This window comes from Pseudomonas sp. GM78, assembly GCF_000282475.1.
In the GTDB taxonomy this organism is placed as follows: Bacteria; Pseudomonadota; Gammaproteobacteria; order Pseudomonadales; family Pseudomonadaceae; genus Aquipseudomonas.
Genome location: NZ_AKJF01000129.1, coordinates 1 through 23,712 on the forward strand (window position 1 = coordinate 1; position 23,712 = coordinate 23,712).

General features: G+C 61.9%; 20 protein-coding genes. 8 read left to right on the forward strand and 12 right to left on the reverse strand.

Annotated features, from left to right (window positions below):
• From pqqB to PMI35_RS10755, 4 genes are all read right to left on the reverse strand, one after another.
• Positions 1-608 (reverse strand): pyrroloquinoline quinone biosynthesis protein PqqB (gene pqqB / locus PMI35_RS10765; RefSeq protein ID WP_008062155.1); only part of this gene is annotated, 608 nt, incomplete at its 3' end.
• Positions 609-733: 125 nt separating this feature from the next.
• Positions 734-805: a pyrroloquinoline quinone precursor peptide PqqA gene (gene pqqA, locus PMI35_RS33455; protein ID WP_003243383.1), complete on the reverse strand. Its 72-nt coding sequence runs from the start codon at positions 803-805 to the stop codon at positions 734-736.
• 108 nt (positions 806-913) lie between these two features.
• Complete coding sequence (locus tag PMI35_RS10760; protein WP_008062157.1) at positions 914-3,010, reverse strand: PQQ-dependent dehydrogenase, methanol/ethanol family; 2,097 nt, start codon at positions 3,008-3,010, stop codon at positions 914-916.
• Positions 3,011-3,065: 55 nt separating this feature from the next.
• On the reverse strand, positions 3,066-3,998 hold the full coding sequence (locus PMI35_RS10755; RefSeq protein WP_008062158.1) for a transporter: 933 nt from the start codon (positions 3,996-3,998) through the stop codon (positions 3,066-3,068).
• Between the two features lie 258 nt (positions 3,999-4,256).
• Here PMI35_RS10755 and PMI35_RS10750 point away from each other — a divergent pair, with 258 nt between their 5' ends.
• Positions 4,257-6,161, forward strand: coding sequence for a sigma-54-dependent Fis family transcriptional regulator (locus PMI35_RS10750; protein ID WP_008062159.1), 1,905 nt, complete (start codon positions 4,257-4,259; stop codon positions 6,159-6,161).
• Positions 6,162-6,214: 53 nt separating this feature from the next.
• Here the strand turns inward: PMI35_RS10750 and PMI35_RS10745 are convergent, their stop codons facing one another.
• On the reverse strand, positions 6,215-6,487 hold the full coding sequence (locus PMI35_RS10745) for a DUF4242 domain-containing protein (RefSeq protein WP_008062160.1): 273 nt from the start codon (positions 6,485-6,487) through the stop codon (positions 6,215-6,217).
• 94 nt (positions 6,488-6,581) lie between these two features.
• Positions 6,582-8,072 carry an aldehyde dehydrogenase family protein gene (locus PMI35_RS10740; protein WP_008062161.1) on the reverse strand — a complete coding sequence of 497 codons (1,491 nt, stop codon included), beginning with the start codon at positions 8,070-8,072 and terminating at the stop codon, positions 6,582-6,584.
• A gap of 273 nt (positions 8,073-8,345) precedes the next feature.
• On the opposite strand from PMI35_RS10740, the gene PMI35_RS10735 reads away from it, so the two are divergent.
• Positions 8,346-9,374 carry an AraC family transcriptional regulator gene (locus PMI35_RS10735; RefSeq protein ID WP_008062163.1) on the forward strand — a complete coding sequence of 343 codons (1,029 nt, stop codon included), beginning with the start codon at positions 8,346-8,348 and terminating at the stop codon, positions 9,372-9,374.
• Positions 9,375-9,455: 81 nt separating this feature from the next.
• Here the strand turns inward: PMI35_RS10735 and PMI35_RS10730 are convergent, their stop codons facing one another.
• Positions 9,456-10,379 carry a transporter gene (locus tag PMI35_RS10730; protein WP_008062165.1) on the reverse strand — a complete coding sequence of 308 codons (924 nt, stop codon included), beginning with the start codon at positions 10,377-10,379 and terminating at the stop codon, positions 9,456-9,458.
• A gap of 53 nt (positions 10,380-10,432) precedes the next feature.
• Positions 10,433-11,617: a serine hydrolase domain-containing protein gene (locus tag PMI35_RS10725; protein WP_008062166.1), complete on the reverse strand. Its 1,185-nt coding sequence runs from the start codon at positions 11,615-11,617 to the stop codon at positions 10,433-10,435.
• Between the two features lie 322 nt (positions 11,618-11,939).
• On the opposite strand from PMI35_RS10725, the gene PMI35_RS10720 reads away from it, so the two are divergent.
• The 5 genes from PMI35_RS10720 to PMI35_RS10700 all read left to right on the forward strand — a co-directional run bounded on the left by PMI35_RS10720 (position 11,940) and on the right by PMI35_RS10700 (position 17,840).
• Entirely contained in the window at positions 11,940-13,181 is a 1,242-nt protein-coding gene (locus PMI35_RS10720) for an OprD family outer membrane porin (RefSeq protein ID WP_008062169.1), read from the forward strand.
• Between the two features lie 41 nt (positions 13,182-13,222).
• Complete coding sequence (locus PMI35_RS10715) at positions 13,223-14,578, forward strand: spinster family MFS transporter (RefSeq protein ID WP_008062171.1); 1,356 nt, start codon at positions 13,223-13,225, stop codon at positions 14,576-14,578.
• Positions 14,579-14,664: 86 nt separating this feature from the next.
• A complete protein-coding gene (locus tag PMI35_RS10710) occupies positions 14,665-15,639 on the forward strand; it encodes an AraC family transcriptional regulator (RefSeq protein ID WP_008062172.1) in 975 nt (324 codons plus the stop codon).
• A 96-nt stretch (positions 15,640-15,735) separates the two neighbouring features.
• A complete protein-coding gene (locus PMI35_RS10705) occupies positions 15,736-16,842 on the forward strand; it encodes an NAD/NADP-dependent octopine/nopaline dehydrogenase family protein (RefSeq protein WP_008062173.1) in 1,107 nt (368 codons plus the stop codon).
• A complete protein-coding gene (locus PMI35_RS10700) occupies positions 16,842-17,840 on the forward strand; it encodes a 3-hydroxybutyryl-CoA dehydrogenase (RefSeq protein ID WP_008062174.1) in 999 nt (332 codons plus the stop codon). Before PMI35_RS10705 ends, PMI35_RS10700 begins: the two co-directional genes overlap by 1 nt.
• A 32-nt stretch (positions 17,841-17,872) precedes the next feature.
• Here PMI35_RS10700 and PMI35_RS10695 read toward each other — a convergent pair whose 3' ends face one another.
• Together PMI35_RS10695 and PMI35_RS10690 are read right to left on the reverse strand one after the other, a co-directional pair.
• Positions 17,873-19,246 carry an MFS transporter gene (locus tag PMI35_RS10695; protein ID WP_008062175.1) on the reverse strand — a complete coding sequence of 458 codons (1,374 nt, stop codon included), beginning with the start codon at positions 19,244-19,246 and terminating at the stop codon, positions 17,873-17,875.
• 59 nt (positions 19,247-19,305) lie between these two features.
• Positions 19,306-20,244 carry a 2-hydroxyacid dehydrogenase gene (locus tag PMI35_RS10690; protein ID WP_008062176.1) on the reverse strand — a complete coding sequence of 313 codons (939 nt, stop codon included), beginning with the start codon at positions 20,242-20,244 and terminating at the stop codon, positions 19,306-19,308.
• 128 nt (positions 20,245-20,372) lie between these two features.
• Between PMI35_RS10690 and PMI35_RS10685 the strand changes: the two genes are divergently transcribed.
• Positions 20,373-21,263: a LysR family transcriptional regulator gene (locus PMI35_RS10685; RefSeq protein WP_202949504.1), complete on the forward strand. Its 891-nt coding sequence runs from the start codon at positions 20,373-20,375 to the stop codon at positions 21,261-21,263.
• Positions 21,264-21,277: 14 nt separating this feature from the next.
• On the opposite strand, the gene PMI35_RS10680 is transcribed toward PMI35_RS10685, so the two are convergent.
• Positions 21,278-22,012: a FadR/GntR family transcriptional regulator gene (locus PMI35_RS10680; protein ID WP_008062180.1), complete on the reverse strand. Its 735-nt coding sequence runs from the start codon at positions 22,010-22,012 to the stop codon at positions 21,278-21,280.
• Between the two features lie 113 nt (positions 22,013-22,125).
• Positions 22,126-23,709, reverse strand: coding sequence for an aldehyde dehydrogenase (NADP(+)) (locus tag PMI35_RS10675; RefSeq protein WP_008062185.1), 1,584 nt, complete (start codon positions 23,707-23,709; stop codon positions 22,126-22,128).
• Positions 23,710-23,712 lie beyond the last annotated feature (3 nt).

Below are 23,712 nucleotides of genomic sequence, written 5' to 3' on the forward strand. Positions count from 1 at the left end.
ACCTTGCCCAGCCCCGGCGCATAGAACAGCTTGCCGCCGGTATTGAGGTCTTCGACGATCAGGCCGATGTTGTCGCCCGGGTGCGGGTCGAAGCGGTGCGGCGAGTAGGGGGGCGCAGCGCTGCGCAGTGGCAGCGGGGTGAACCGCAGGTTCGGGCAGGCCGGGATGCTGAAGCTCTGGTCGAGTTCTATGCGGTTCCAGTTCAGGCCACCGTTCCAGTGGGTCAGCATGTTGAACAGGGGGAACCCGGTGCTCAGATCCTCATGGACCATGTCGGTGCACCACACCTGATGCGGGCAACCCTCGCGCAGCATGAGCAGGCCGGTGGTGTGGTCGATCTGGCTGTCCATCAGGATGATCGCGCTGATCCCGGTGTCGCGCAGTGCGCGCCCCGGCTGTAGCGGCGCGAAGGATTCCAGCTGCGCGCGTATGTCCGGCGAAGCGTTGCACAATATCCAGTGCACGCCATCGTCGGACAAAGCGATGGAGGACTGGGTACGCGGCAGCGCGCGCAAGCTGCCGTCGCGCACGCCTCGGCAATTGGGGCAGTTGCAGTTCCACTGGGGAAAACCGCCGCCTGCGGCGCAGCCAAGAATCTGGATAAGCATGACCGGTTCCCACAGGCAGTCACGCGAGAGCGCGACCGCGGAAAAAGGTCCCCAGCAAGCTGGGGCAAGGTTGGCGTGGCGCCTCGTTCGTGGAGCGGACGTAGACGCGGCACCACGCTAAAGGGTTAGCGGTTGGCGAAGTACATGGTGACTTCGAAACCAATGCGCAGGTCGGTGTAGGCAGGTTTGGTCCACATGATCGAGTTCCTCGTTTTTTGGATGGTTAGCTGCAAAAAGTGATTGGGCATTTTTGCCTGGTTCGGTGGCAAGTCAGGTCATCCCGGCTCGCCACCTTTGCACTGCCTCTATGGCGTGGCCTTGGTCGCAACCGGTTGCTGTGCCTTGAGGTAGGCGGCGTACTCCTGGCTCATGACGTAGTGCTTGATCTTCTCGACATCGGCCGGCTCCAGGCTGTCCTTGAAGGCGGGCATGCCCAGAGGCCGCAGTACGCCATCCAGGACAATCTGCTGGAACAGGTGGCGGCGGGCATCGTCGGATTTGCGCAGATCGGGGATCAAGCCACCACTCTGCGCGCCCACACCGTGGCAGACGGAGCAGTAGGCGCCGTACAGCTGCTGGCCGGCGGCGATATCCGCGGCGGGCGCATCGACCGGTTTTGGCGTGCGGTTCACGGCCACCACGGCTTTTTCCGGCAGCGGCGGCAGGGAAGCCTTGCCATCGAGTTTGAACACCAGCAGGCGGCTGATGTTGCCGGCCCCCGGCGCCAAGGCGGCATCGCCTCCGATCAGCGGGGCGACCCCGCCCCAGCCGGCCATCACGGCGATGTACTGCTCACCTTCCAGGCTGTAGGTGATGGGGGCGGCGACGATGCCGGTCTGTGCGCCGAACGACCAGAGCTTTTCTCCCTTGTCTGCGGAGTAAGCGATGAAGTTGCCGTTGGCCGTGCCCTGGAACACCAGGTTGCCGGCGGTGCTCAGGGTGCCGCCGTTCCAGTAGTGGTCGTAGGGTACGCGCCAGGATTCCTTTTGCTTGACCGGGTCCCAGGCCAGCAGTGCGCCGGAAACAGCCTCGCGGGGAATCTCGGTGGCGTCGGAGAAGCCCGCGCCAGTGTTGAAGCCCTTGCGCTTGACGAAGTCCTTGCCTTCGTTGCGATAGACACCGGGGATCTCCTGATAGGGAATATAAACCAGGCCGGTTTGCGGGTTGAACGACATCGAATGCCAGCCGTGCGCGCCGAAGGGGCTCGGCCACATGACGATGGGCGCTTTCTCGTAGCGCACACCGGGCGCCTCCACCGGCTTGCCGGTCGCCAGGTCGATCTTCTCGGCCCAGGTCACCTTGCCGAATTTTTCGGCAGAGAGCAGCTCGCCGGTCTGGCGGTCGATGACGTAGAAGAAGCCGTTTTTCGGCGCTTGCATCAGCACCTTGCGTGGCTTGCCGCCGATCTCCAGGGTCGCCAGGGTAATCTGCTGGGTGGCGGTGAAGTCCCAGGAGTCGCCCGGCGTCACCTGATAGTGCCAGGCCAGCCGACCGGTGTCCGGGTTGAGCGCGAGGATCGAGGACAGGTAGAGGTTGTCGCCGCCACCGGGGCTGCGCAGCTCGCGGTTCCACGGCGAACCGTTGCCGGTGCCGACGTACAGCAGGTCCAGTTCAGGGTCATAGGCCATGCCGTCCCACACGGTGCCGCCACCGCCAAGCTTCCAGTATTCGTCACCTTTCCAGGTCTTGGCCGCTTCGGCCAGCTCAGGGTGTTCGTAGGGCTGATTCGGGTCACCGGGCACCGTGTAGAAGCGCCAGGCCATCTTGCCGGTCTCGGCGTCATAGGCGGAGAAGTAGCCACGCACGCCGTATTCGGCGCCACCGTTGCCGATGATGACCTTGCCCTTCACCACACGCGGTGCGCCGGTGATGGTGTAAGGCTTGCTGTTGTCGGTGGTCTGCTGGCTCCACACCTCTTTGCCGGTTTTTGCGTCGAGGGCAATCAGTCGGCCGTCCAGGGTGCCAATGAAGACCTTGCCGTTCCACAGCGCGACACCGCGGTTGACCGCGTCACAGCAGGCGTCGCGGGCTTTTTCGCGGGCGATTTGCGGATCGAAGGTCCAGAGCGTCTTGCCGGTGCGCGCATCCACCGCCATCGCGCGGCTCCAGGACAGCGATGTGTAGAGCACGCCGTCGGCGAATAGCGGCGTGGCTTCCAGGCCGCGGTGGTTATCCAGGTCGAGGGACCAGGCCAGGCCCAGCTTGCCGGCGTTCTTCGCGGTGATCTGGTCCAGTGGGCTGAAGCGCTGTTCGTCATAGGTGCGGCCATGGCTGAGCCATTGGCTACCGTCTTGCTTGCTGGCAATGATGGCGGCCTGGTCGACCTGTGTGGCGACGGCCAGCGGCGCGAGCAAGGCGAAGGCCAGGCCAGCGAGAATTCGGGATGCAGACTGCGTGTTCATAGACGCAGGACTCCTGTTGTTTGAATTGGAATGAGACCCTGGCGAGCGGCGGTGGCTAGAAGATCTGCAGGATGCGCAAGTTGATGCGCCTGTCCTCCTCGAAGCCGTTGTCCACCGCGATATCTTGACCGTAATTGACCATCAACTGGGTGCCCGGGGTGACGAAGTACGAGGTGCCGACCGTGAATTTGCTGGTGCCCGGCCTGTCATCCATATCCACGTCACTGATGTTGCTTTCGCCGCCCCAGAGCTTCGAAATGCCCGCGCGCACATCGAAACGCTCGGTGAAGTTGTAGCGTAGAAAAGCCTGGCCCTGATAGAGCGGGTCCTGCTTCTGGGTGACGCCGGCGCTGCCGAAGTCATTGTTGTGGCCGAAGAACGTCACGTCGCCGACCAGATCGAGGGTCACCTTTTCCGTCAGGCCGGTGATATAGCCGGCTTGCAGGGCCAACTTCCAGCGGTTCTCGCCGAGGTTGATCTGGCGGTCCTTGTCGTAGCTGCCGGTGGGCACGTAGAGGAACGGGGTGATACCGAAGTAACGGCGATTTTGCGGTTCATTCAGCAGCCAGACGGTGGCGGCGAGGATCAGGTCGCCAGTGCCGCTGTCGCTGCCCAGGTCTTGCAGATCATCCTTGGCTCGCAAGTTACCGAATGGCAGGAGAAACTGCGGGTCGACGATGTAATCGCCGATCTTGGTGAAGTGCACGCCGCGCAGGATACCGATGTCGGAATCCAGGCCGGCGTCGATCGGTACCTTGTGGCCGTCGGCGTATAGGGCATTGCGCTCGGCATGCTGGTAATAGACCAGGCCCAGATTGGTGCCTTCGGGAAGGGCGGTGTAATCGCCGGCATCGACGTCCACAGCCGTGGCGCTGCAGGAGAAACCGGCCAGCAGGCCGAATAGCGAAGCGTGCAACAGATGGACCAGACGACGCTCGTGTGGCGGCCAGCCCGGGCTACGACGAGCCGGCTCTGTGCTCATTTTCATGTCATTACCTTTATTGTTTTTGTTTATGATCAACTTAGTGCCGGAGCGGTTATCCGGACTAACGTGAAGTCATTGAGCAGAGCTTGTGCCAGCTTTTCCTTTGTTGTAAAAAATACTTTTAAATCAATGACTTGAGTAATAATAAGAAGTGTCGAGGCAAGCGCGGGAATTGTCCCGCTGTATCGCTGGCTCAAATTGAGACAGTGGCTTGGGGGCGAGCTGGCCCACTTCGAGACATTCGGCCGCGAGACGCATGCCATGCCCAAATTCAACAGCCCCGCGACAACCCCTTCGCGCAAGCGTTTTGTCGATTCACAAGTGATCGAGAGATCCTGGCAGCGCTCGCAGAATTACGGCCTGTGCCAGCGTGACAACCTGCTGTTTGACGCGCCGGTGGTCGCCAGTGGCGCGCAGATCGCCGAAAGCAATCGCCTGTTGCTGAGCTGCGCCACCCCGGAGATGGAGCAACTGCACGCCGCTTTATCGCCGAAGGACTGGGTGCTGGCCTGCCTCGATCTGGAAGGCGTGGTGCTCAGCAGCCTGGGCCGGGTCAGCCCGGACAACCGCGAGTTGAATCAGGTGTTCCGCGTCGGCGCGCAGATTTCCGAACAGAACGTGGGCACCACCGCCCCGAGTTGCGTCCTGACCGAGGGCGACTCGGTGTTTTTCGTCGGCGAGGAGCACTACCTGGAGGAGGCTCGCCAGTTCTCCTGCCTGGCCACGCCGATCTTCGGCCTGGACGGCGGCATCGTCGGGGTACTGGACGCCAGCAGCAAACACGGCGTGCCCTCGGTCTACACCCTCGATTCCCTGGTGTTTGCCGCCCGTGCCATCGAAAACCGCATGTTCGCCCAGCTCGGTGACGTGCTGCTGGTGCACCTGCACCATCGCCTGGACATCCTCGGCACGCCACTGGAAGGCTTGCTGGCCTTCGACCCGGCCGGCAAATTGCGCTGCGCCAACCGCATCGCCGCCCAGTTGTTGAAGCTCGACGGGATCCAGGCCGGCCTGGATTTCGCCGAACTGTTCGACATGCCCTTCGTCCATGCCACCTGTTACTGCCGCCACGACCTCAGCGCGCCGTTGCGCCTGCGCAGTCACCACCGCGGCGAGCTGCATGCCTGCATCACCCTCGGCCCAGGGCAGAAGCCGGTGCGGGGGCCGCGTCCGGTACCCTTGCGTGGGAAAACCGCCGAGCCGCTGCCACCGCCGCAATCGGGCCCCTGCCTGCAGGATCCCGCCCTGCAGGAGGCTCTGGCCCGCGCGCACAAGGCCTTTGCCCGCGACATCCCGGTGTTGATCAACGGTGAAACCGGCACGGGCAAGGAGGTCTTCGCCCGTCTGTTGCACGACGCCAGCAGCCGCGCCGGCGAAGCCTTCGTTGCGATCAACTGCTCGTCCATCCCGGCCAGCCTGATCGAGTCGGAATTGTTCGGCCACGCCGAAGGTGCCTTTACCGGCAGTCGCAAGGGCGGCGCCAGCGGCAAGATCGAACAGGCGCACAAGGGCACCCTGTTCCTCGACGAGATCGGCGACATGCCCCAAGAACTGCAAGGTCGCCTGCTGCGCGTGCTGCAGGAGCGTAGCCTGACGCGCCTTGGCAGCAGCGAGGTGATCAAGGTGGACTGCGCGCTGATCTGCGCCACCCACCGCGACCTCAAACAGCTCAGCGCCAACAAGGGCTTTCGCGAGGATCTCTACTACCGCATCAACGGCCTGCGCGTGGTCCTGCCGGCATTGCGCGAACGCCACGACCTCGCCGCGCTGATCCAGCACCTGTTGCGCGCCGAAGCCACCGCGCAGCATGCGCCCAGGCTGAGCAAGGTGGCGCTGCAGGCGCTATTGGCGTACCACTGGCCGGGCAATGTCCGCCAGCTTTACCAGACCATCCGCCTGGCCGCCGCCCTGGCCGAGAATGAGGGAGAAATCGGCCTGCAGCACCTGCCGGACGACGTATTGGAAGTGTGTGACACCCAGGTCGAGTCAGCGGCAGCCAGGCCGCAGCTGCAGCCGCAGGCGGGGGATACCTTGCAGGCCTCGAAACAGCGCGCGATCAAGGCGGCGGTGGAGGCGAGCGGCGGCAACCTCTCGGCTGCCGCGCGCAGCCTGGGGATCGGGCGAGCGACCCTGTACCGCAAGCTCAAGGGAATGCAGGAGAATTAACGCCGCAGGCAAGGCCGCGCTCCGCGAGGAGCGGCGGCTTTGCGCATGAGGTACTAGCCGGCGGTGTTCGCGCCGATGATATTGACTACTTCGGCCACGCTGTTGGCCGGGAAGCCGCCTTGCGCGGCGTGTTCGCGGATCAGCTGTTCGTTCGCCGCGATGTACAGGCAGTAGACCTTGTCGCCCGTCACATAGCTGTGCAGCCATTGGATGTGTGGCCCCATGGTGTTGAGCACGGCACAAGACTTCTGCGAGATGGCCCGGAGTTCTTCGGCCGAGAGTTTTCCAGCACCCGGGATTTCCCGTTCGATGACAAATTGAGGCATGACAGTTTCCTTCAAATGAGAGGGTGAGCGATGACGCATCACCCGGGATAAAAATGGCAAAGACCGCGCGGGTCGGCCCCAGCCTGAAAGGGGTTTACAGTTTGATCATCACCGTCTTCAGTTCGGTGTAGTGGTCGATAGCCGCAGCGCCCAGTTCGCGGCCGACGCCGGAGAGCTTGTAGCCGCCGAAGGGCAGTACCGGGTCGAGCGCGCTGTGGCAGTTGACCCAGACCGAGCCGGACTTGATGCGCGGAATCATGCGGTGCACCGCGCTCATGTCGTTGGACCAGATGCTGGCGCCCAGGCCGTAGCTGTTGTCGTTGGCCAGGTGCACGGCCTGGTCGAGGTCGTCGAAGGGCATGGCCACCAGCACCGGGCCGAAGATCTCCTCCTGCACCAGGCGATGCTTCTGGTCGACGTCGACGATCACCGTGGGCTGGACGAAGTAGCCGGGACCGAACTTCTCGCCGCCGCAGGCGATGGTGGCGCCCAGTTCGCGGCCCATCTCGATGTAGTGGTGCACCCGATCCTGTTGCTTGGCGGAGATCAGCGGCCCCATGGCCACGCTGGGATCCAGGCCGTTACCGAGCTTCATGCCATTGGCGATATCGACGATATCGCCCACCACCCGGTCGAAGTGCTTGCGGTGCACGTACAGGCGTGAGCCGGCGCAGCACACCTGGCCCTGGTTGAAGAAGATGGCGCTGGCGGCACCGGCGGCGGCCACCTGCAGGTCGGCGTCGGCCAGTACGATGGTGGGCGACTTGCCGCCCAACTCCAGAGTGACGCGGGTCATGTTGTCCATGGCCGCCTTGCCGATCTGCTTGCCCACTTCGGTGGAGCCGGTGAAGGTCAGCTTGTCCACACCCGGGTGACTGGTCAGCGCCGCGCCGGCGTTGAGGCCGGTGCCGGTGACCACGTTGAACACGCCGGTTGGGTAGCCGGCTTCCAGCACGAGTTCGGCCAGCTTGAGGGCACTCAGCGGTGTCTCGTCGGCCGGCTTGAGTACCAGGCTGCAACCGGTGGCCAAGGCCGGGCCGAGTTTCCAGCAAGCCAGCATGAAGGGAAAGTTCCAGGCCACGATGGCGCCGACCACACCCACCGCCTCGCGACGGATGAAGGCGTGGAATTGGCTGTCGGGCATCAGTGGCAGGGACGGATCCACGGTGCTGCCCGAAAGCTTGGTGGCCCAGCCGGCCATGTAGCGCAGGGAGTCGATGGACAGTTGGACGTCCACCAGGCGGGCCATCTGCACGCTCTTGCCGTTGTTCAGGCATTCCAGTTCGGCGATGACCTGGGCGTCGCGTTCGATCAGGTCGGCCAGCCGCCACAGCAGGTTCTGGCGCTCGCGCGGGCGCATGCGGCTCCACGCGGAGTCATCGAAGGCGAGTCGCGCGGCCTGCACGGCGCGGTCCACATCGACATGGTTGGCCGACGGTACTTCCAGCAGAACGTTGCCGGTGGCCGGATTGCGCACGGGCAGGGTCGCGCCGCTGGCGGCGTCCATCCATTGCGCGCCGATCAGCATGCGCGGTTGCCTGGAGAGGAATTCGACGGTCTTGGGATGCAGCGGTAAGTGTTCCATGGGCGAGGTCTCGTTGTTGTGATTTTTGTCCCGGACCCCGGAGCAACGCCTGTGCCAGCCCTGCCCAAAAGCACCGCGGGCGCTGGCCCCCGGCTTTACCGGTGGGCAACCCGCACCGCAACGACGAAAGCGGGGCTGTATCGAACCCGTACAACTGTCTCAGAACGGGACAGTTGCCGTAAAAAAGCCCTTTACGAAGGTTCACTGGCACCGGATGATCTCGGCCAGCAAAAGCATTAACCCGACCCTAAAAAAATAAAAACAGGTGTCTGCATGCATCTCGAACATGCGTTGCTGACCGATGTCAGCGGCAAGCCGATACACCAGCCCCATAAAGTTTTTTCAACCGAGTGGGATGAAATCAGCAACTGGTCCGATCGCGTCTACATGCCCTATCGTGTCTCCCCCAAAGGGCAAGCCATCAAGCCTCATGCGAGCATGCATTCATCCAGGATTGGCGAGTTGACGCTGACTCGTTTTGGCTATGGCGTGGCGGTGAGCGTCGATGACTTTTCGCCCGAAGCGGGAAATGCGCTGCTGCTCACGACCATTCGCGGCAATGCCCGACACTGGACGCAGCGGTCAGCCACTGAAGATACGGCAGTGGGTGAGTCCTTCATTGCCGATTGCAGTCGTGTCGATTACCGCATCGACCTTGACCCGGATCACCTGCAGCTGAACCTGACGATCCCCCATGCACTTCTGGAACGGATGGCGCAGCAGTGGTTTGGCTTCGTGCCCGATGACCGGTTCTGGAGACACAAGTGCGTCATCGGCGGGGTCGGTTCGAGCTGGCTAAGCCTGCTGGAGTACACGGCCCGGTGTGTTGCCGAGGCGAGCGAACACATGGCTGAGGGACGCATGGGGGCTCATCTGGAGCAAATCCTGTGCGTTCATCTGTTGCGAGAGTGGGCTGACCGCGCCGCACAGGCTGGGCTTGATTTGAATAGTCCCATGAACCGGATTGCGCCCCGTTATGTCAGGGCTGCCGAAGCGTTCATGAGTGCCAACGCCGCGAGCCTGCCGACGATGGCAGAGGTTGCCAGTGCGGTCGGGACCAGTGTGCGCGCATTGAGTGGGGCCTTCTCGCGCTTTCGCGGCATGACGCCCGGTGCATTCTTGCGCGAGCAGCGGCTGCAGGGGGTGCACCGCGATTTGTTGGCGACGGATCCGGAGTCGGGCACGACAGTTTCTGCCATCGCCTTTCGGTGGGGCTATCTGAACCTGGGTGAGTTCGCGGGAACCTATCGCAAGCGTTTCAGTGAACTGCCCTCGCAAACCTTGCAGCGCCGGCTTCGCTAGCGGGTCGACGAAAAAAAGGGCACCGGGAGTGACGTCCAAGTCACCCTCGGTGCCCCCAGAAACCCAGCCATGAGTTGCGGGTCAGAACACCCACAACAGCCGCAGGTTGACCCGCTGTTCTTCCTTGAAGCCGTTGTCGACCGATACGTCCTGGCCATAGTTGAGCAGCGCCTGGAACGTAGGGGTCATCCAGTAGGATCCTCCGACACGGTACTTGCTGGTACCGGGTTCATCGCCCTGGTCCTGACCGTCAATGCGCGACTCGCCGCCCCAGAGTTGAGACGCACCGACGTGCACCGACAGCTTGGGTGTCACGGCGTACCTCAGGTAGGTCTGGGCTTGCCATAGCGGTTTCTGGCGCAATGTCAGGCCTTGACTGGTGAAGTCGTCATTCTTGCCAAACACGGTGACGTCGGCGGTGAGGTCCAGGGACAACTTTTCAGTGAGGCCGGTCACATAGCCGGTCTGCAACGTCATCTTCCAACGGTTTTCACCGAGGTTGAGTATATCGTTGTGGTCGTAGCTACCGGTCGGCACGAACAGGTAGGGCGCAATGCCCCAGTAACGGTTTTTCGCCGGATCATTCACGAGCCACAGGGTGGACGCCAGAATCAAATCACCCGTGCCACTGGTCTGTCCCAACGCGTCGTTGTCGCGTGTTCCTTCCAGGCGGCCGAATGGCAACAGGAACTGCGTATTGATCGTGTAGTCACCCAACTGCTGGTAATTGGCGACGCGCAATATGCCGATGTCCGAGTCGAGTCCCGCCTTGATCGCAACCTTGTCACCGTCACTGTACAGCGAGCGCCGTTCGGCATGTTGCAGGTAGAGCAAGCCGATATTGCTGCCGGCTGGAAGCGCAGCGGAATATTCGCCAGCGTCTACATCGATGGCTTGGGCGTTGCCCGCCAGGGTGGCCAGGAGGAAACCGGCACCGATCGTTGAAGCATCCAATGCGCATACTGTGAAGCGAGCGCGCGCAGGGGTACGCGTGGAGATCTCCATGAGTCACCTGTTTTGTTATTGTTGGTTTTAGAGAGGGGAAATCAGGAGCTGGATCAGCTGGTCAAATTGCGGTAAGCCGCCGTTTCGAAATCCAGATAAGCGTTGGTTGATACAGGGTCTACGAATGGCAAGATCTGAGTGGCCCAAAAACCACCGATGCCATTCTTGCTATCGATCCAGTAGAAGAGATTGGCCAACCCCGCCCACGCCAAAGAGCCCGCGGGGCGACCGGTGGGGGCGTCCTGTTCGTTGATCATGAAACTCAACGCCCACGACTTTGGCATCCCGGGGAAGAATTCCGCCGTGTGGGAAATAGTCGGATTCACGCAGGGAAGGGCTTTTATTTTCAGGTTGTCGAGCCCGTTTTTTTCGGCGAAACGAATCGTCTCAGGCTTCAGGATCCGTCCGTGGTCACCCTGTCCATCGTTAAGCCAGGCCCGGATGAACAGGCAGTAATCCTTGACTGTCGAGAACAGGCCATGGCCTCCCATGTGCACTTCGGGTTCCGGCGGGAGGAGGGAGCCTTCGATTGCGCTCAGCGATCCATCCTCCTCACGCTGATGCAGGCCAGCCCGTCGCTGGAACATCGAAGGGGTCATGGTAAACGCCGTGTCCGTCATGCCCAGAGGCTCGAAAATACGCTGCTGCATGACCTCACCCAGACGCTTGCCGGTAATGGCCTCGACCACAAGGCCAGCCCAATCCAGGTTGGAACCGTATTCCCATTGCTCACCAGGCTCAAACAGCAAGGGCGTCTTGAGTGCAGCCAACGACGCGCTGATGATGCTGGGTTGGCGTTGTTCCTGGACCAGCCTGTAGTAGTGTTCGTTGAAAAACTCGTAACCCAGGCCTGCCGTATGAAGCAGAAGCATGCGGGTGGTGATGTGTTTTTTGGCAGGGCGAAGCCGTGGGTTGCCGTCGCTATCAAACCCGTCGAGCACCTTGAGTTCACCGATCATCGGCAGGTAGTCCCTGGCGGGCGCATCGAGATCCAGTCGGCCTTCCTCGACCAACTGCAGCACGGCCGTGGCGGTTATCGCTTTCGTCGTGGAAAACATCGCGAAAACACTGTCGGTGGTCATTGCCTCTGGCTGGCCGAGCGTTCGTTGCCCCGAAGCACCCTCGTAGAGCAAGCCGTCGCGGCCGGTGACTGCAGCGACTACGCCTGGGACGCGTTGCGGTCCGGCGGTGGCGCTATCGAGTATCTGGTTGAAGGCGGATGTAGTACCTGGATTCATTATTCTTGTTCTCCTTAATCCTAACCCCGGTGCGCTTGGCTAGCGCCTGGGGCGAGATGTGCAGTGACAGGACTGATTGGGCCGACGTGAAGCAATGAACGTCGGGCCAGGGGAGAGTAAGAAAATAAAACTGGAGCGTTTGTCGGCTGCCGGCAGAGGCCGTCGGAATCCGGCATTTATCCAGGTTCCCGTTCCTGTCTAAGGGAAACCTTTAGCCGCACTGGAGATTTCCCCCCTTCGGACTGCTGTTCATCTTGATACCGGCGCGGCGTCTACTGGCTTACCTTGCGCCTACCCATAAAAATAAGAATGGAGATGTCAGGTGAAGCAATCTTGCCGTGGGCTCGGTATTGCCAGTGTGATCGGGGTTATCTGTTCGCCATTGGCAGCCTATGCCGATGTGATTGATGACAGTCACTTCAAAGTCGATACGCGTAACTTCTACCTGCACCGTAACTACACCAACACCAATGCACCGGTGTCTGAAGTGCACAGTTGGTCCCAGGGTTTCGATGCGCAGTTCACCTCCGGCTACACCGACACGGCCCTGGCCATCGGCCTCGATGTGGATGCGCAATACGCCGTGCGCCTGGACTCCTCGGGCAACGACGGTTCGCTGCCGTACAGCGTGAGCAATCAACAGACGGCCGACGACTACAGTCGCGCCGGTGCAACCTTCAAGATGCGCTACAGCAAGACCGAGTTGAAGGTCGGTGACCTGCGCCCGCAATTGCCGGTGGCGTTCGATGACCCCAGTCGGCAACTGGACACCATCTACCAGGGTGCCGTGGTCGAGTCCAAGGAGGTTGACGGATTGACGGTGACTGGCGGGCGTTTCTGGTCTGCCGTGACACGGGAATCTTCCAATCACGAGAAATTCTACAAATTTGGCTCCACCGATAATCTCGACAGTGATGCCCTGGATTTTGGCGGTGTCACTTACGACATCAGCAAGACGCTGCAAGCCAGTTATTTCTACGGCGTCTTGCACGATATTTATCAGCAGCACTATTTCGGCCTGATGCACATGGCCGACCTGGGCAATGGCTACAAACTCAAAACCGACTTGCGCTACTTCAATAACAATGAAGACGGCAATGCCTTGAACGGTCCAATCGACAACCGCTCCTACGGTGCCTTGTTCAGCTTGCTCAAGGGCGCGCACATGTTTGGCCTCAGTTACCAGCGCATGCTCGGTGACAGCGTGTTCCCGACCATGAACGGTTTTATCCCGCAACCTTACCTGGTGCACTGGTCGTCCCTGGGTTTCGTGCGCCCGGATGAAAAGTCCTGGGGCGCGCGCTACAGCTATGACTTCGCCGGAATGGGCGTGCCGGGGCTGAAGTTCTTTACCCGCTACATCAAGGGCACGAACTGGGACCGCGGCGGCAACCTGAGCGACAACCAGGAAAGCGAACGCTACCTGGGACTCAACTACGTGGTGCAGAGCGGGGCGCTGCAAGGCCTTGGGCTGGATGTGCGCAACATCGATGTGAAACAGAAGTACGGCTACGACTACAACGAATTCCGTGTCGCCACGACCTACACCTGGAAGTTCTGGTAAGCGCATTTACTCCATAACAAGACAAAAAGGAGCAAACACTAGTGAATATACAGGTCGATAACGCGGTCCTGCAGCGCAAGAAAACCTACGTGTACGAGTGGTACGTAGTGGCCCTGTGCATGATCGCCTACATCTTTTCATTCGTGGACCGGCAGATCCTGGCGCTGATGATCGAGCCGATCAAGGCCGACCTGCAGATCAGCGATACCCAGTTCAGCCTGCTGCACGGGCTGGCCTTTTCGTTGTTCTACGCCTTCATGGGCATGCCCATCGCCTACCTGGCCGACCGCTTCAGCAGGCCGAAGATCATCGCAGTCGGCGTGGTGTTCTGGAGCCTGGCGACGGCAGCCTGCGGCCTGAGCAAGAACTTCCTGCACATGTTCCTCGCGCGCATTGGCGTCGGCGTCGGCGAAGCGGCCCTGTCGCCCTCGGCCTACTCGATGTTCAGCGACATGTTCCCCAAGGAGAAACTCGGCCGCGCGGTGGGCATCTACTCGATCGGCTCGTTCGTCGGCGGCGGCCTGGCCTTCCTGGTGGGCGGTTATGTGATCGCCATGCTCAAGGACATGCACACCATCGAGGTCGCCTTTCTCGGCGCGATGAAGGCCTGGCAGCTGGCGTTCTTCATTGTTGGCCTGCCCGGTATCGTTGTCGGCCTGCTGATCTGGCTTACCGTGCGCGACCCGGCGCGCAAAGGCCTGCAGGTCGATGCCCAGGGTCGGGCCAAGAAGGTCGCGATGAGCGATGGCTTGCGCTTTCTGGGTCGCCACCGTGCCACCTTCACCTGCCATTACCTGGGCTTTTCGTTCTACGCCATGGTGCTGTTCTGCATGATGAGCTGGAGCCCGGCGCTGTATATCCGCAAGTTCGGCCTGTCGCCCATGGAGGCGGGCTACATGCTCGGTACCGTGCTGTTGCTGGCCAACACTGCCGGGGTGCTATTCGGTGGATGGCTCACCGACTACCTGGCCAAGAAAGGCCATCAGGATGCCGCGATGCGTACCGGCGTGATTGGCGCCCTGGGCATGCTGGTGCCGGCCGTGCTGTTCCCGCAAGTCGATCAACTGTGGCTGTCGGTGACCCTGTTGGTGCCGGCGATGTTCTTCGCCTCGTTCCCGATGCCGGCTTCCACCGCGGCGATGCAGATCCTCGCGCCGAACCAGGTGCGTGCACAGGTCTCGGCGGTGTTCCTGCTGATCAGCAATCTGCTGGGGTTGGGCCTGGGCACCACGCTGGTGGCGCTGTTGACCGACCGGTACTTCGGATCGCCGGCGGCGGTGGGCTCGTCGATGTCGTTGGTGATCGCGGGGGCGTCGGTGTTGACCGTAGTTCTGCTCTGGCGTGGTTGCCGGCGTTTCCGCGAAAGCTATGCCCGGGAGTATCCGACCCACGCTTGATTGGTCATAGTCCATGATCGGTGCCTCGGCCCCGCTGCGTTTGTACGCAGCGGGGCTGAAACACTTCCAGGCCAGGAGAATCCCTGATGCTCAATGACGTACACCTGCTGGAACGGCATAGCCTGCTCAGCTCGGCCGATTACCGCGAGATCAAGGACAAGGTCAGCCATTACCTGTGTCCGCACAGCTTCAACGTGCTGCGTGACGAGCCGATTCATACCCGGCTCAACGGCGTTTTCTTCGGCACGTCGGCGCTGCTCGACCTGCGCTATGGCGCGCCGGTGGAGATCAGCATCGGCGACATTGCCGACCAGTACCTGTTTCGCATTACCTTGCAGGGGCATTGCCAAGTGGCCCACGGGCGGCGCAGCGCGGCGATGCAGTCGGGCTGCCTGAGCGTTTCCTCGCCGTTCGCGCAAAGCCGCATCGTCACCGACGGGCAGTGCCGCAACCTGATCCTGCGCGTCGACCGCGATGCCCTGCAGCTGCAACTGCAACGCCTGCTTGGGCGCAGCCTGCGCCAGTCGGTGATCTTCGATGTCAGCGTCGACCCCCTGGGCGCCGGGGTCGTCAGCCTCTATCACACCCTGGACTACATCTGCCGGCTGTATTGCAGCGGGGTGGACGGTTCGCGACTCGCCGGCGGCCTGTCCGACTACCTGATGCAACTGCTGCTCACCCAGCTGCCGCATAACCACTCGGCGGATCTGTTGGTGGATTCGCACGCGCCGCTGCCGCACCACGTGAAGAAGGCCCGTGATTACATCGAGGAGCACCTGGGCGAGCCGATCAGCCTGGCGACCCTCAGCGAGCTCTGTGGCGTCTCGGCCCGCACCTTGCAGAACGGCTTCAAGCAGTTTCTCCAGCAAGCGCCGGTCGAGTACATCCGTGACCGTCGTCTGGCGGTGATCCACGCGTCGCTGCAGCAGGGCAATACCGACGATAGCGTCACCGATATCCTGTTGCGGCACGGCATCAACAGCTTCGGGCATTTTTCCAGTGCCTATCGGCAACGCTATGGCTGCCTGCCGTCGGACACCCTGCGCCGATACAAGCATTGAGACTTGTGCGCAATCGGTCAGTCGGCTGCGCAATCGGAGGAGTCCGGGGCGGTGCCGCCCGATAGCATCGAGTCTCTTACAAGAAGGAGCAACTCGATGAAAATTACCGTGCTGGGTGGGGGACATGGCTGCTACGCCGCTGCTGTCGAGATGGCTGAAAAGGGGCATCAGGTCCGCCTGTGGCGTCGCGATTCGGCAGCGCTCAAGGAGCTGCTGGCCATCGGCAGCCTGACCATCAGGGACTATCGGGGCAGTCGCCAATTGTCTGTCGGTAAAGCGGGCGACAAGCTGTCGCTGACCGACGACCTGGCCGAAGCCCTGGGCGACGCGCAACTGGTGATCATCCCGCTGCCGTCGACTTCCCACGAAGACCTGGCCAGGCACGTGGCACCGCACCTGCACGACGGCCAGGTGGTGTTCCTGCCACCGGGCACCTTCGGTAGCTACGTGTTCGCCAAGGCCATGGCTGACGCGGGCAACCAGAGCAAGGTCGCCTTCGCCGAAACCGGCACGCTGCCGTACCTGGTGCGCAAGCATGGCACCAGTGACCTGGTGATCAGTTGCTACGCCACCCGCCTGCCAACCGGCGTATTCCCCAGCAATTTGTCCGAGCATGCGTTTGCGGTATTGCGCGAGGCCTACCCGAGTGTCGAGCCAATTGAAGACGCCCTGAGCGGCGCGTTGATGAACGCAGGCCCCATCATCCACCCGCCGCTGATCATGATGAACGCCGGTCCCCTGGAGCATTTTGAAGCCTGGGACATTCACAACGAAGGCACCCAGCCGTCGATCCGTCGCGTGACCAACCAGCTGGATGCCGAGCGCGTGGCCGTGCGCGAAGCACTGACCTACGGCGCACCGCACTTTCCGCTGGCCGATCACTACAACACCAGCGAAGGCGAGGAGTGGATGTACGGTCGCGGTGCCCATGGCAAGCTGACCGACAGCGGCGACTGGCGCGAAGACATTGACCTGCAGAAACATCGCTACATGCTCGAAGACACCCGCCTGGGCCTGTCCTTCCTGGTGTCCGTCGGCCGCTGGGCCGGTGTGCCGACTCCGGTTGCCCAGGGCCTGCTGAGCATCGCCTCGGTCGTCGCCGAACGTGATCTCTACGCCGAAGGCCGTACCCTGGAAAACCTCGGGCTGGCCGATCTCGACCGGGTGCAGATGACCGAGCTCCTGACCAGGGGATTGAACTGATGAACGCCGCGCTGCCCCATGTCAGCGTGGTCGGCGCCGGGCGGATGGGCGAGGGCATTGCCCTGGCGTTCATCCATGCCGGCCTGCCGGTGACCCTCATCGACATCAAGGACCGAGCCGAGGAAGAGCGCCACGGCTACTTCGAGCGCGTGCGCAATAACGTGCGCAGCGAACTGCAGATGCTGGTACGCCTCGGCATGCTCCAGCCGGAACAGGCAGACATCGCGCTGTCGCGCCTGACCCTGCAATCCCGATCCGGGGCAGCAGAGACGTTGCGCCTGAGCGAGCTGGTGTTCGAAGCCGTGCCGGAAGTCATCGAGGTCAAGCAGCAGACCTTCGCCTGGGTCAGCGAGCATGTCCCGGCGTCGGCGATCATCGCGTCGACCACCTCGACCTTCCTGGTCACCGAGTTGAGCGAAATGGTCAGCACGCCTGAGCGCTTCGTCAACGCGCACTGGCTCAATCCCGCGCACCTGATGCCGCTGGTGGAAGTCAGCCGCAGCGCAGCGACCTGCCCACAGGTGGTCGAGCGACTGCTGCAACTGCTCAAGCGCATCGGCAAGGTGCCCGTGGTGTGCAATCCGGTGGCCGGCTACATCGTGCCGCGCATCCAGGCACTGGCGATGAACGAAGCCGCACGGATGGTGGAAGAGGGCGTGGCCAGCGCCGAAGATATCGACACCGCGGTACGCGTGGGTTTCGGCTTGCGCTTCTCGGTGCTGGGCCTACTCGAGTTCATCGACTGGGGTGGCGGCGACATTCTCTACTACGCCTCGCGTTACCTCAGTGGCGCGCTGGCCCCGCGTTTCGAGTCGCCACAGGTGATCGCCGACAACATGCAAAACGGTCGCAACGGCTTGCGCGATGGCCAGGGTTTCTACGATTACCGTGAGCTGGACGTGGACGCCTACAAGCAGCAGCGCATCGGTGCCTTTGTCAGCAAGCTGGCGTCGTCGGGGTTGACGCCAGCGTTTGATGGGGCGTTGCGGCAGGGCTAAGTTGCAGGGCCCGGGTGCCGGGCCCTGATCCGTCAGGCGTTTTCGCGAGAAGGCTCGGCATCCTCGATAACGACACGCTCGAAGCGCCCGGCAAGTACCACATAACCAAAGATCCCCAGCAGGCCGTGAGCCGCCACAAACCATAGCGCCGAGTCGAATGATCCGGTCCTGGCAACAAAATAGCCAATGACCACCGGCGTTATGATCCCTGCGACGTTACCGATGCCGTTGAATACCCCACCACTCAAGCCCACCATGCTTTTGGGCGCTGTGTCGGACAATACTGCCCAGCCCACCGCCGCCAGTCCCTTGCCGAAAAATGCCAGGGCCATCAGGGCAATCACCATCCAGTTGGCGTCGACATAATTTGCCGATACCAGGCTGGAGGCCAGCGCCATGCCAATCACGAAAGGGGTCTTGCGGGCCCGGGAGGGATGAACGCCACGACGGATCAGGTAGTCGGAAACCACCCCGCCCAGCACACCTCCCGAAAAGCCGCATATCGCCGGCATCGCCGCCACCCAGCCCGCCTGCATGATCGTCATGCCGCGTCCCTGGATGAGGTAGATGGGGAACCAGGTGATGAAGAAGTAGGTGAGGGCGGTGATGCAGTATTGGCCCAGGTAGATCGCCCACAGTGTCCGATTGTTGAAGAGCTGGGCGACTTCCTTCATGGTCAGTTTTGGCTTGGTGACCTTGCGCGTGGCTTCCAGATCCACCAGGGCACCGCCGTCGCGCATGTATTGCAGTTCGGTCTCGGTCAGTCGCGGATCACTGTGAGGCTCGTGATAAAGCGCGAACCAGAACACCGTCGCCACCAGGCCGAGCCCGCCCATCCAGATGAAAACATGTTCCCAGCCCCAGGAATGGGTCAGCCAGGCCATGAGCGGGGCAAAGACTACAACGGCCATGTATTGCGCGGAGTTGAACAGCGCGGACGCAGTGCCGCGCTCACTGGTTGGGAACCAGCAGGACACGATGCGGTTGTTGGCCGGGAATGCTGGAGACTCCACCAGGCCGAGCATGAAGCGCATGCCGAACAAGGTGAGCGCCGCCGTGGAGCCCACAAGCCCGATCCAGCCCACGGTGCCTTGCATCATGGTGAACAGGGACCACAAGAACAGGCTGCAACCGTAGACCCTTCTTGCCCCGAATTTGTCGAGCAGCCAGCCGCCTGGAATTTGTCCCAGGGCATAAGCCCAGGCAAACGCTGAAAAAATCATTCCCAGCATGATGGGGTCTATCCCCAATTCCTTGATCACGCCCGTACCGGCGATGGACATGGTTGCCCGGTCGGCATAGTTGAGAACGGTGACAATGAAAATCAGCGCGAGGATGACGAACCGGCGGCGTCCGACATGGGCTTTTTCAAACGCAGTCGCCAGGGGTGCGGTCTTGGAGGTCATGGTGCTCTCCGGCTTCCTTCAGGGGAAGTTTTATTGTTGGAGTGAGTAGCGCGCGTCGCTCAGCAAGCGACGGCGGTCGGCAGCGGCGAACCGGCAAAGCAGGCGTGCAGGTTGGCCAGCACGATTTCGCCCATGGCCAGTCGGGTTTGTTCGGTAGCGCTGGCGCGGTGCGGTTGCAGCACCACGTTGCCCAGCGAACGCAGGGCCTCAGGTACGCGGGGTTCATCGGCGAACACATCAAGGCCTGCACCGGCGATGGTGCCGTCGCTCAAGGCGGCTATCAGTGCTTGCTCATCGACCAACTTGCCGCGGGCGACATTGATCAGATAGCCATTGGCGCCCAGGGCCTGGAGCACCGCCGGGGTGATGATCGCTTCGCCTTTGTCGGCGGAGGCTGCCAGCATCAGCACATCGCTGCGGCGCGCCAGTTCGATCAGGTCGGGAACAAAGTGGTAGCCGCTTTGCGGCTGCTCACGCAGGTCGGTGTAATTAACCGTCATGTCGAATGCCTGGGCGCGTTTGGCGATCGCATGACCCACCCGGCCCAGCCCGACGATCCCGAGTTGAATGCCGGTCACTTTGCGTGCCAGTGGTTGCGCGACGGTGCCCCACTGGCCTTCACGCACGATGCGCTCGCCGGTGGCGAGATCGCGCAGGGTCATGATCAGCAAACCCATGCCCATGTCCGCGACGTCATCGGTCAGCACGCCGGGGGTGGTGGTCACCTGAACTCCGCGATCCGCAGCGTTCGCCAGATCCACGGCATCCGTGCCGATGCCGCTGATGGCGATCACTTGCAGCGCTGGCAGGCGGTTCATGATCGCATTCGGCAGGCCCTTGGCGCCGCCGGTGACCACACCGCGAATGCTGTGGCCCACCTGATTGAGAAATGCGTCCTGGTCGGCGGCCTCGTAGAGCCGGTGAACGGTGTATGACGCCTGGAGCCGGGCATCGATCAGATCCGGTACAGGTTGGGTGAGGAGGATATTGATCTTCACGTCGCGTTCCTTGAGTTGGATTTATTGGGGCGGGCGACAAGCAGCTGCCTGCGTGTGGTTCCAGAGTAGGAAAACGATCGATGCTGGTCTAACATTGATACTGTATCGATCAATACAAGAATTGAATCATGGAGCTCCATCAACTTCGCTGTTTTGTCATGGTTGCCGAAGAGCTGCATTTCGGTCGGGCAGCCAAACGATTGTTCATGACCCAGCCCCCGCTGAGCCGCCAGATCCAGATGCTGGAACGTTCGCTGGGTGTGACCTTGCTTGAGCGCAGTAACCGCAACGTGCAACTGACGGTTGCCGGGCAGCATTTCCTGCGTGATGCCCGGCATGTCCTGGCGTACACCGAGCAGGCGGGAACGGCGGCCCGGCGCCTGGCGCGAGGGGAAGCGGGGCAATTGCTCCTGGGGTTTACAGCGGTCAGTGGCTACCAGCTGATTCCCGGGCTGCTCGGGCATGCCGCGCAACGGCTCCCGGACGTAGGTTTTGAATTGCATGAAATGGTCTCGGGCGCCCAGACGGAAGCCTTGGCGGCGAGCATGATCGACGTCGGTTTCGTTCGGCGAGCGGCGCCACACCTGGGGTTTGACTCGCAGTTGATTTGCAGCGAGCCGTTGCTGGTGGTGATGCCCAACGCGCACCCGCTGGCGCAGCAAACGACGATTGCGGTGGCCGATCTGGATCAGCAACCCTTCGTGATGTATTCGCCGGATGAAGGGCGGTATTTCTACGACTGCATCGTCGGCTTGTTCGCCATGGCGGGCGTATCGCCGCGTTACCTGCACTACCTGGGGCAGACCCATTCCATACTCGGGCTCGTCCGTGCGGGCCTGGGGCTGGCGATCGTGCCAGCCGCCGCTCGCGAGCTGTACCTGGGGCATTTGCAGTTCCGTCCCCTTGAGGATGCTCAGCCGCGAGCAGAGGTGTACATGGTTTCCAGGCGCGACAACGACAACCCGGCACTGCCGCCGTTCCTGCGCATGGCGCAGGAGTATTTCCACGCACTCGGTTGATGCGCCAACCGGGTTTATCGGAAGGTGGCGTGGCGTAGACGCTCACGGATGTTGCCCAGATGGAGATTCATGGCCGCCTTGGCAGCCACAGGGTCGCCATCGGCAATGCCCTGGTAAATCGCCTGGTGTTCGTGTTGCAGGCGCAGCCCATACTCGATTCGATCCCCGCCATTCAAGGCGGCGCTATTGAGGCGCTTGCGGGGGATGAGATCGATGCCGAGGTGGTCGGTGATGTCCACGAAGTAACGGTTATCCGTCGCCAGGGCGATCTGTCGGTGAAATTCATGGTCGGCCGCTGCCGCCACGTCACGACTGATGCCCGGGTCTTTCAGTATGTCGAGGGCCTTGTGCATGCATGCCAGATGCTGCGGATTTCGCCTTTGGGCGGCGAAACCCGCGGCTTCCACTTCGATACTGATACGCAGCTCGATGACGGCGAGTACATCTTCAAGGGAGGCATTGGAGTTGGGGTGCACGTCGCCATCGGGCGTGTCGCTGACGAATGAGCCGATACCGTGCCTGGTAATGACCAGCCCACGGGTTTGTAATTGCGAAATGGCTTCGCGCACGACGGTTCGGCTGACGCCATGCTCGGCCATGACTTGCGCTTCTGCAGGCAGTTTCTGCCCGGGTTGCAGTGCGCCGCTGGTGATGCGCTCGCTCAGCACCTGGGCGAGTATGGACGACAGGTTTCTGGATTGGTTGAAGCCTTTTGGCCGGCGATGCAGGGCGTGGCAAGGCGCGATCATGATGGTGTCCCTATAAGCCCCAATGTGTATTGAGCCCGTCGATGGCCGTCGGCGTGACGTGTTTTCAAAGTTCGGCGGCGCAACCTTCTGCGCCGCGTACCTGGCCAGACGGGTTAGCCAATGGCGGCGTCGCTCCACTCGCTATTGACCAGGCGTTTGAGTTTGAGTGGATTGCTGTTTTGCAACGCTGCAGGTAACAGCGCGTCGGGATAGTTCTGGAAGCAAACCGGGCGCAGGAATCGATCGATCGCCAGCGTACCGACGGAGGTGCCGCGCGAATCCGACGTTGCCGGGTAAGGCCCGCCATGCACCATGGCTTCACACACCTCGACGCCGGTGGGGTAGCCGTTCACCAGAATGCGTCCGACTTTTTGCTCCAGCACGGGAACAAGCCATTGGTACTGTTGCAGGTCTGCCGGCTCGCCAATCAGCGTGGCGGTCAGCTGACCCCGTAGCGAGTGAAGCGCGAGCTTGAGCTCGTGGTCGTCTGCCACTTCGATCACGATCGTGGTCGGGCCAAAGACTTCTTCCTGCAGCAACTCGTCACCCTCAAGCAGCAGGCTCACATCCGCCTTGAACAGTTGTGGTCGGGCTTGATTGCCGGTCTGCTCAGAGCCTGCCAGGTGGGTGATGCCGGGGTGGGCGTGCAAGTGCTCCAGCCCTTTGCTGTAGCTGCGCAGGCCGCCTGCATTGAGCATGGTTTGCGGTGCCTGGACAGTCATTTGGCCTTGCAGATGCTCAAGGAACTGTGCGAACTGCGGGGATTTGATCCCGATCACCAGGCCAGGATTGGTGCAGAACTGGCCGCAGCCCATGACCACGGAGGCCGCCAGATCCCTTGCCACGGTTTCACCGCGTGCAGACAGCGCGTCTGGCAGCAATACCACCGGGTTGATGCTGGACATCTCGGCAAACACCGGGATGGGTTGTGGGCGCGCTGCCGCCATCTTGCACAAGGCGTTGCCGCCGCCCAGCGAGCCGGTAAATCCGACAGCTTGAATGGCCGGATGCTTGACCAGCCATTCGCCTACGCCGCTACCGAAAATCATGTTGAATACGCCCTTGGGCATACCGCTGCGCTCAGCCGCGCGAATGATCGCGCAGCCCACCTGGTCGGCTGTTGCCATGTGGCCGCTGTGCGCCTTGAAGACGACAGGGCAGCCAGCCGCCAGCGCGGCAGCGGTATCGCCACCGGCAGTCGAAAACGCCAAGGGGAAGTTGCTGGCGCCAAACACCGCGACCGGGCCGACACCGATACGGTATTGACGCAGGTCGACTCGCGGCAGTGGCGTGCGATCGGGCAGGGCCAGGTCGATGCGTGCACCAAGAAAGTCGCCACGGCGCAGCACGTTGGCAAACAGGCGCATCTGGCCACTGGTGCGTGCCCGTTCGCCTTGAATACGGCCTGCTGGCAACGCGGTTTCCTGGCAGACGATGGCGTCGAAGTCTTCGCCCAGTTGATCAATTTCGTCTGCAATGGTATCGAGAAATTCGGCGCGGCGTGCCGGGCTCAGTTGTCGGTACTCAACGAACGCGTTTTCGGCGGCCAGGGCTGCGCGGTCTACTTCGGCCTCTGTGGCTTGAAAAAAATCATACGGCAGAGGCTGGCCGGTGCTTGCGTCCAGGCTCTTGAGCCGTTGTTCGCCGTCGGTGCTACGTTCGCCAGCGATAAAATTCTGGCCAAGCAGTGTGAGCATATC

What these genes read in the sequence shown, in the direction of transcription:
- PMI35_RS10705 (WP_008062173.1), top strand. Translation starts at nt 15,736, where the DNA reads ATGAAAATTACCGTGCTGGGTGGGGGACATGGCTGCTACGCCGCTGCT.
- PMI35_RS10695 (WP_008062175.1), bottom strand. Translation starts at nt 19,246, where the DNA reads ATGACCTCCAAGACCGCACCCCTGGCGACTGCGTTTGAAAAAGCCCAT.
- PMI35_RS10750 (WP_008062159.1), top strand. Translation starts at nt 4,257, where the DNA reads ATGCCCAAATTCAACAGCCCCGCGACAACCCCTTCGCGCAAGCGTTTT.
- PMI35_RS10745 (WP_008062160.1), bottom strand. Translation starts at nt 6,487, where the DNA reads ATGCCTCAATTTGTCATCGAACGGGAAATCCCGGGTGCTGGAAAACTC.
- PMI35_RS10740 (WP_008062161.1), bottom strand. Translation starts at nt 8,072, where the DNA reads ATGGAACACTTACCGCTGCATCCCAAGACCGTCGAATTCCTCTCCAGG.
- PMI35_RS10700 (WP_008062174.1), top strand. Translation starts at nt 16,842, where the DNA reads ATGAACGCCGCGCTGCCCCATGTCAGCGTGGTCGGCGCCGGGCGGATG.
- PMI35_RS10730 (WP_008062165.1), bottom strand. Translation starts at nt 10,379, where the DNA reads ATGGAGATCTCCACGCGTACCCCTGCGCGCGCTCGCTTCACAGTATGC.
- PMI35_RS10710 (WP_008062172.1), top strand. Translation starts at nt 14,665, where the DNA reads ATGCTCAATGACGTACACCTGCTGGAACGGCATAGCCTGCTCAGCTCG.
- PMI35_RS10685 (WP_202949504.1), top strand. Translation starts at nt 20,373, where the DNA reads ATGGAGCTCCATCAACTTCGCTGTTTTGTCATGGTTGCCGAAGAGCTG.
- PMI35_RS10755 (WP_008062158.1), bottom strand. Translation starts at nt 3,998, where the DNA reads ATGAAAATGAGCACAGAGCCGGCTCGTCGTAGCCCGGGCTGGCCGCCA.
- PMI35_RS10760 (WP_008062157.1), bottom strand. Translation starts at nt 3,010, where the DNA reads ATGAACACGCAGTCTGCATCCCGAATTCTCGCTGGCCTGGCCTTCGCC.
- PMI35_RS10725 (WP_008062166.1), bottom strand. Translation starts at nt 11,617, where the DNA reads ATGAATCCAGGTACTACATCCGCCTTCAACCAGATACTCGATAGCGCC.
- PMI35_RS10675 (WP_008062185.1), bottom strand. Translation starts at nt 23,709, where the DNA reads ATGCTCACACTGCTTGGCCAGAATTTTATCGCTGGCGAACGTAGCACC.
- PMI35_RS10680 (WP_008062180.1), bottom strand. Translation starts at nt 22,012, where the DNA reads ATGATCGCGCCTTGCCACGCCCTGCATCGCCGGCCAAAAGGCTTCAAC.
- PMI35_RS10735 (WP_008062163.1), top strand. Translation starts at nt 8,346, where the DNA reads ATGCATCTCGAACATGCGTTGCTGACCGATGTCAGCGGCAAGCCGATA.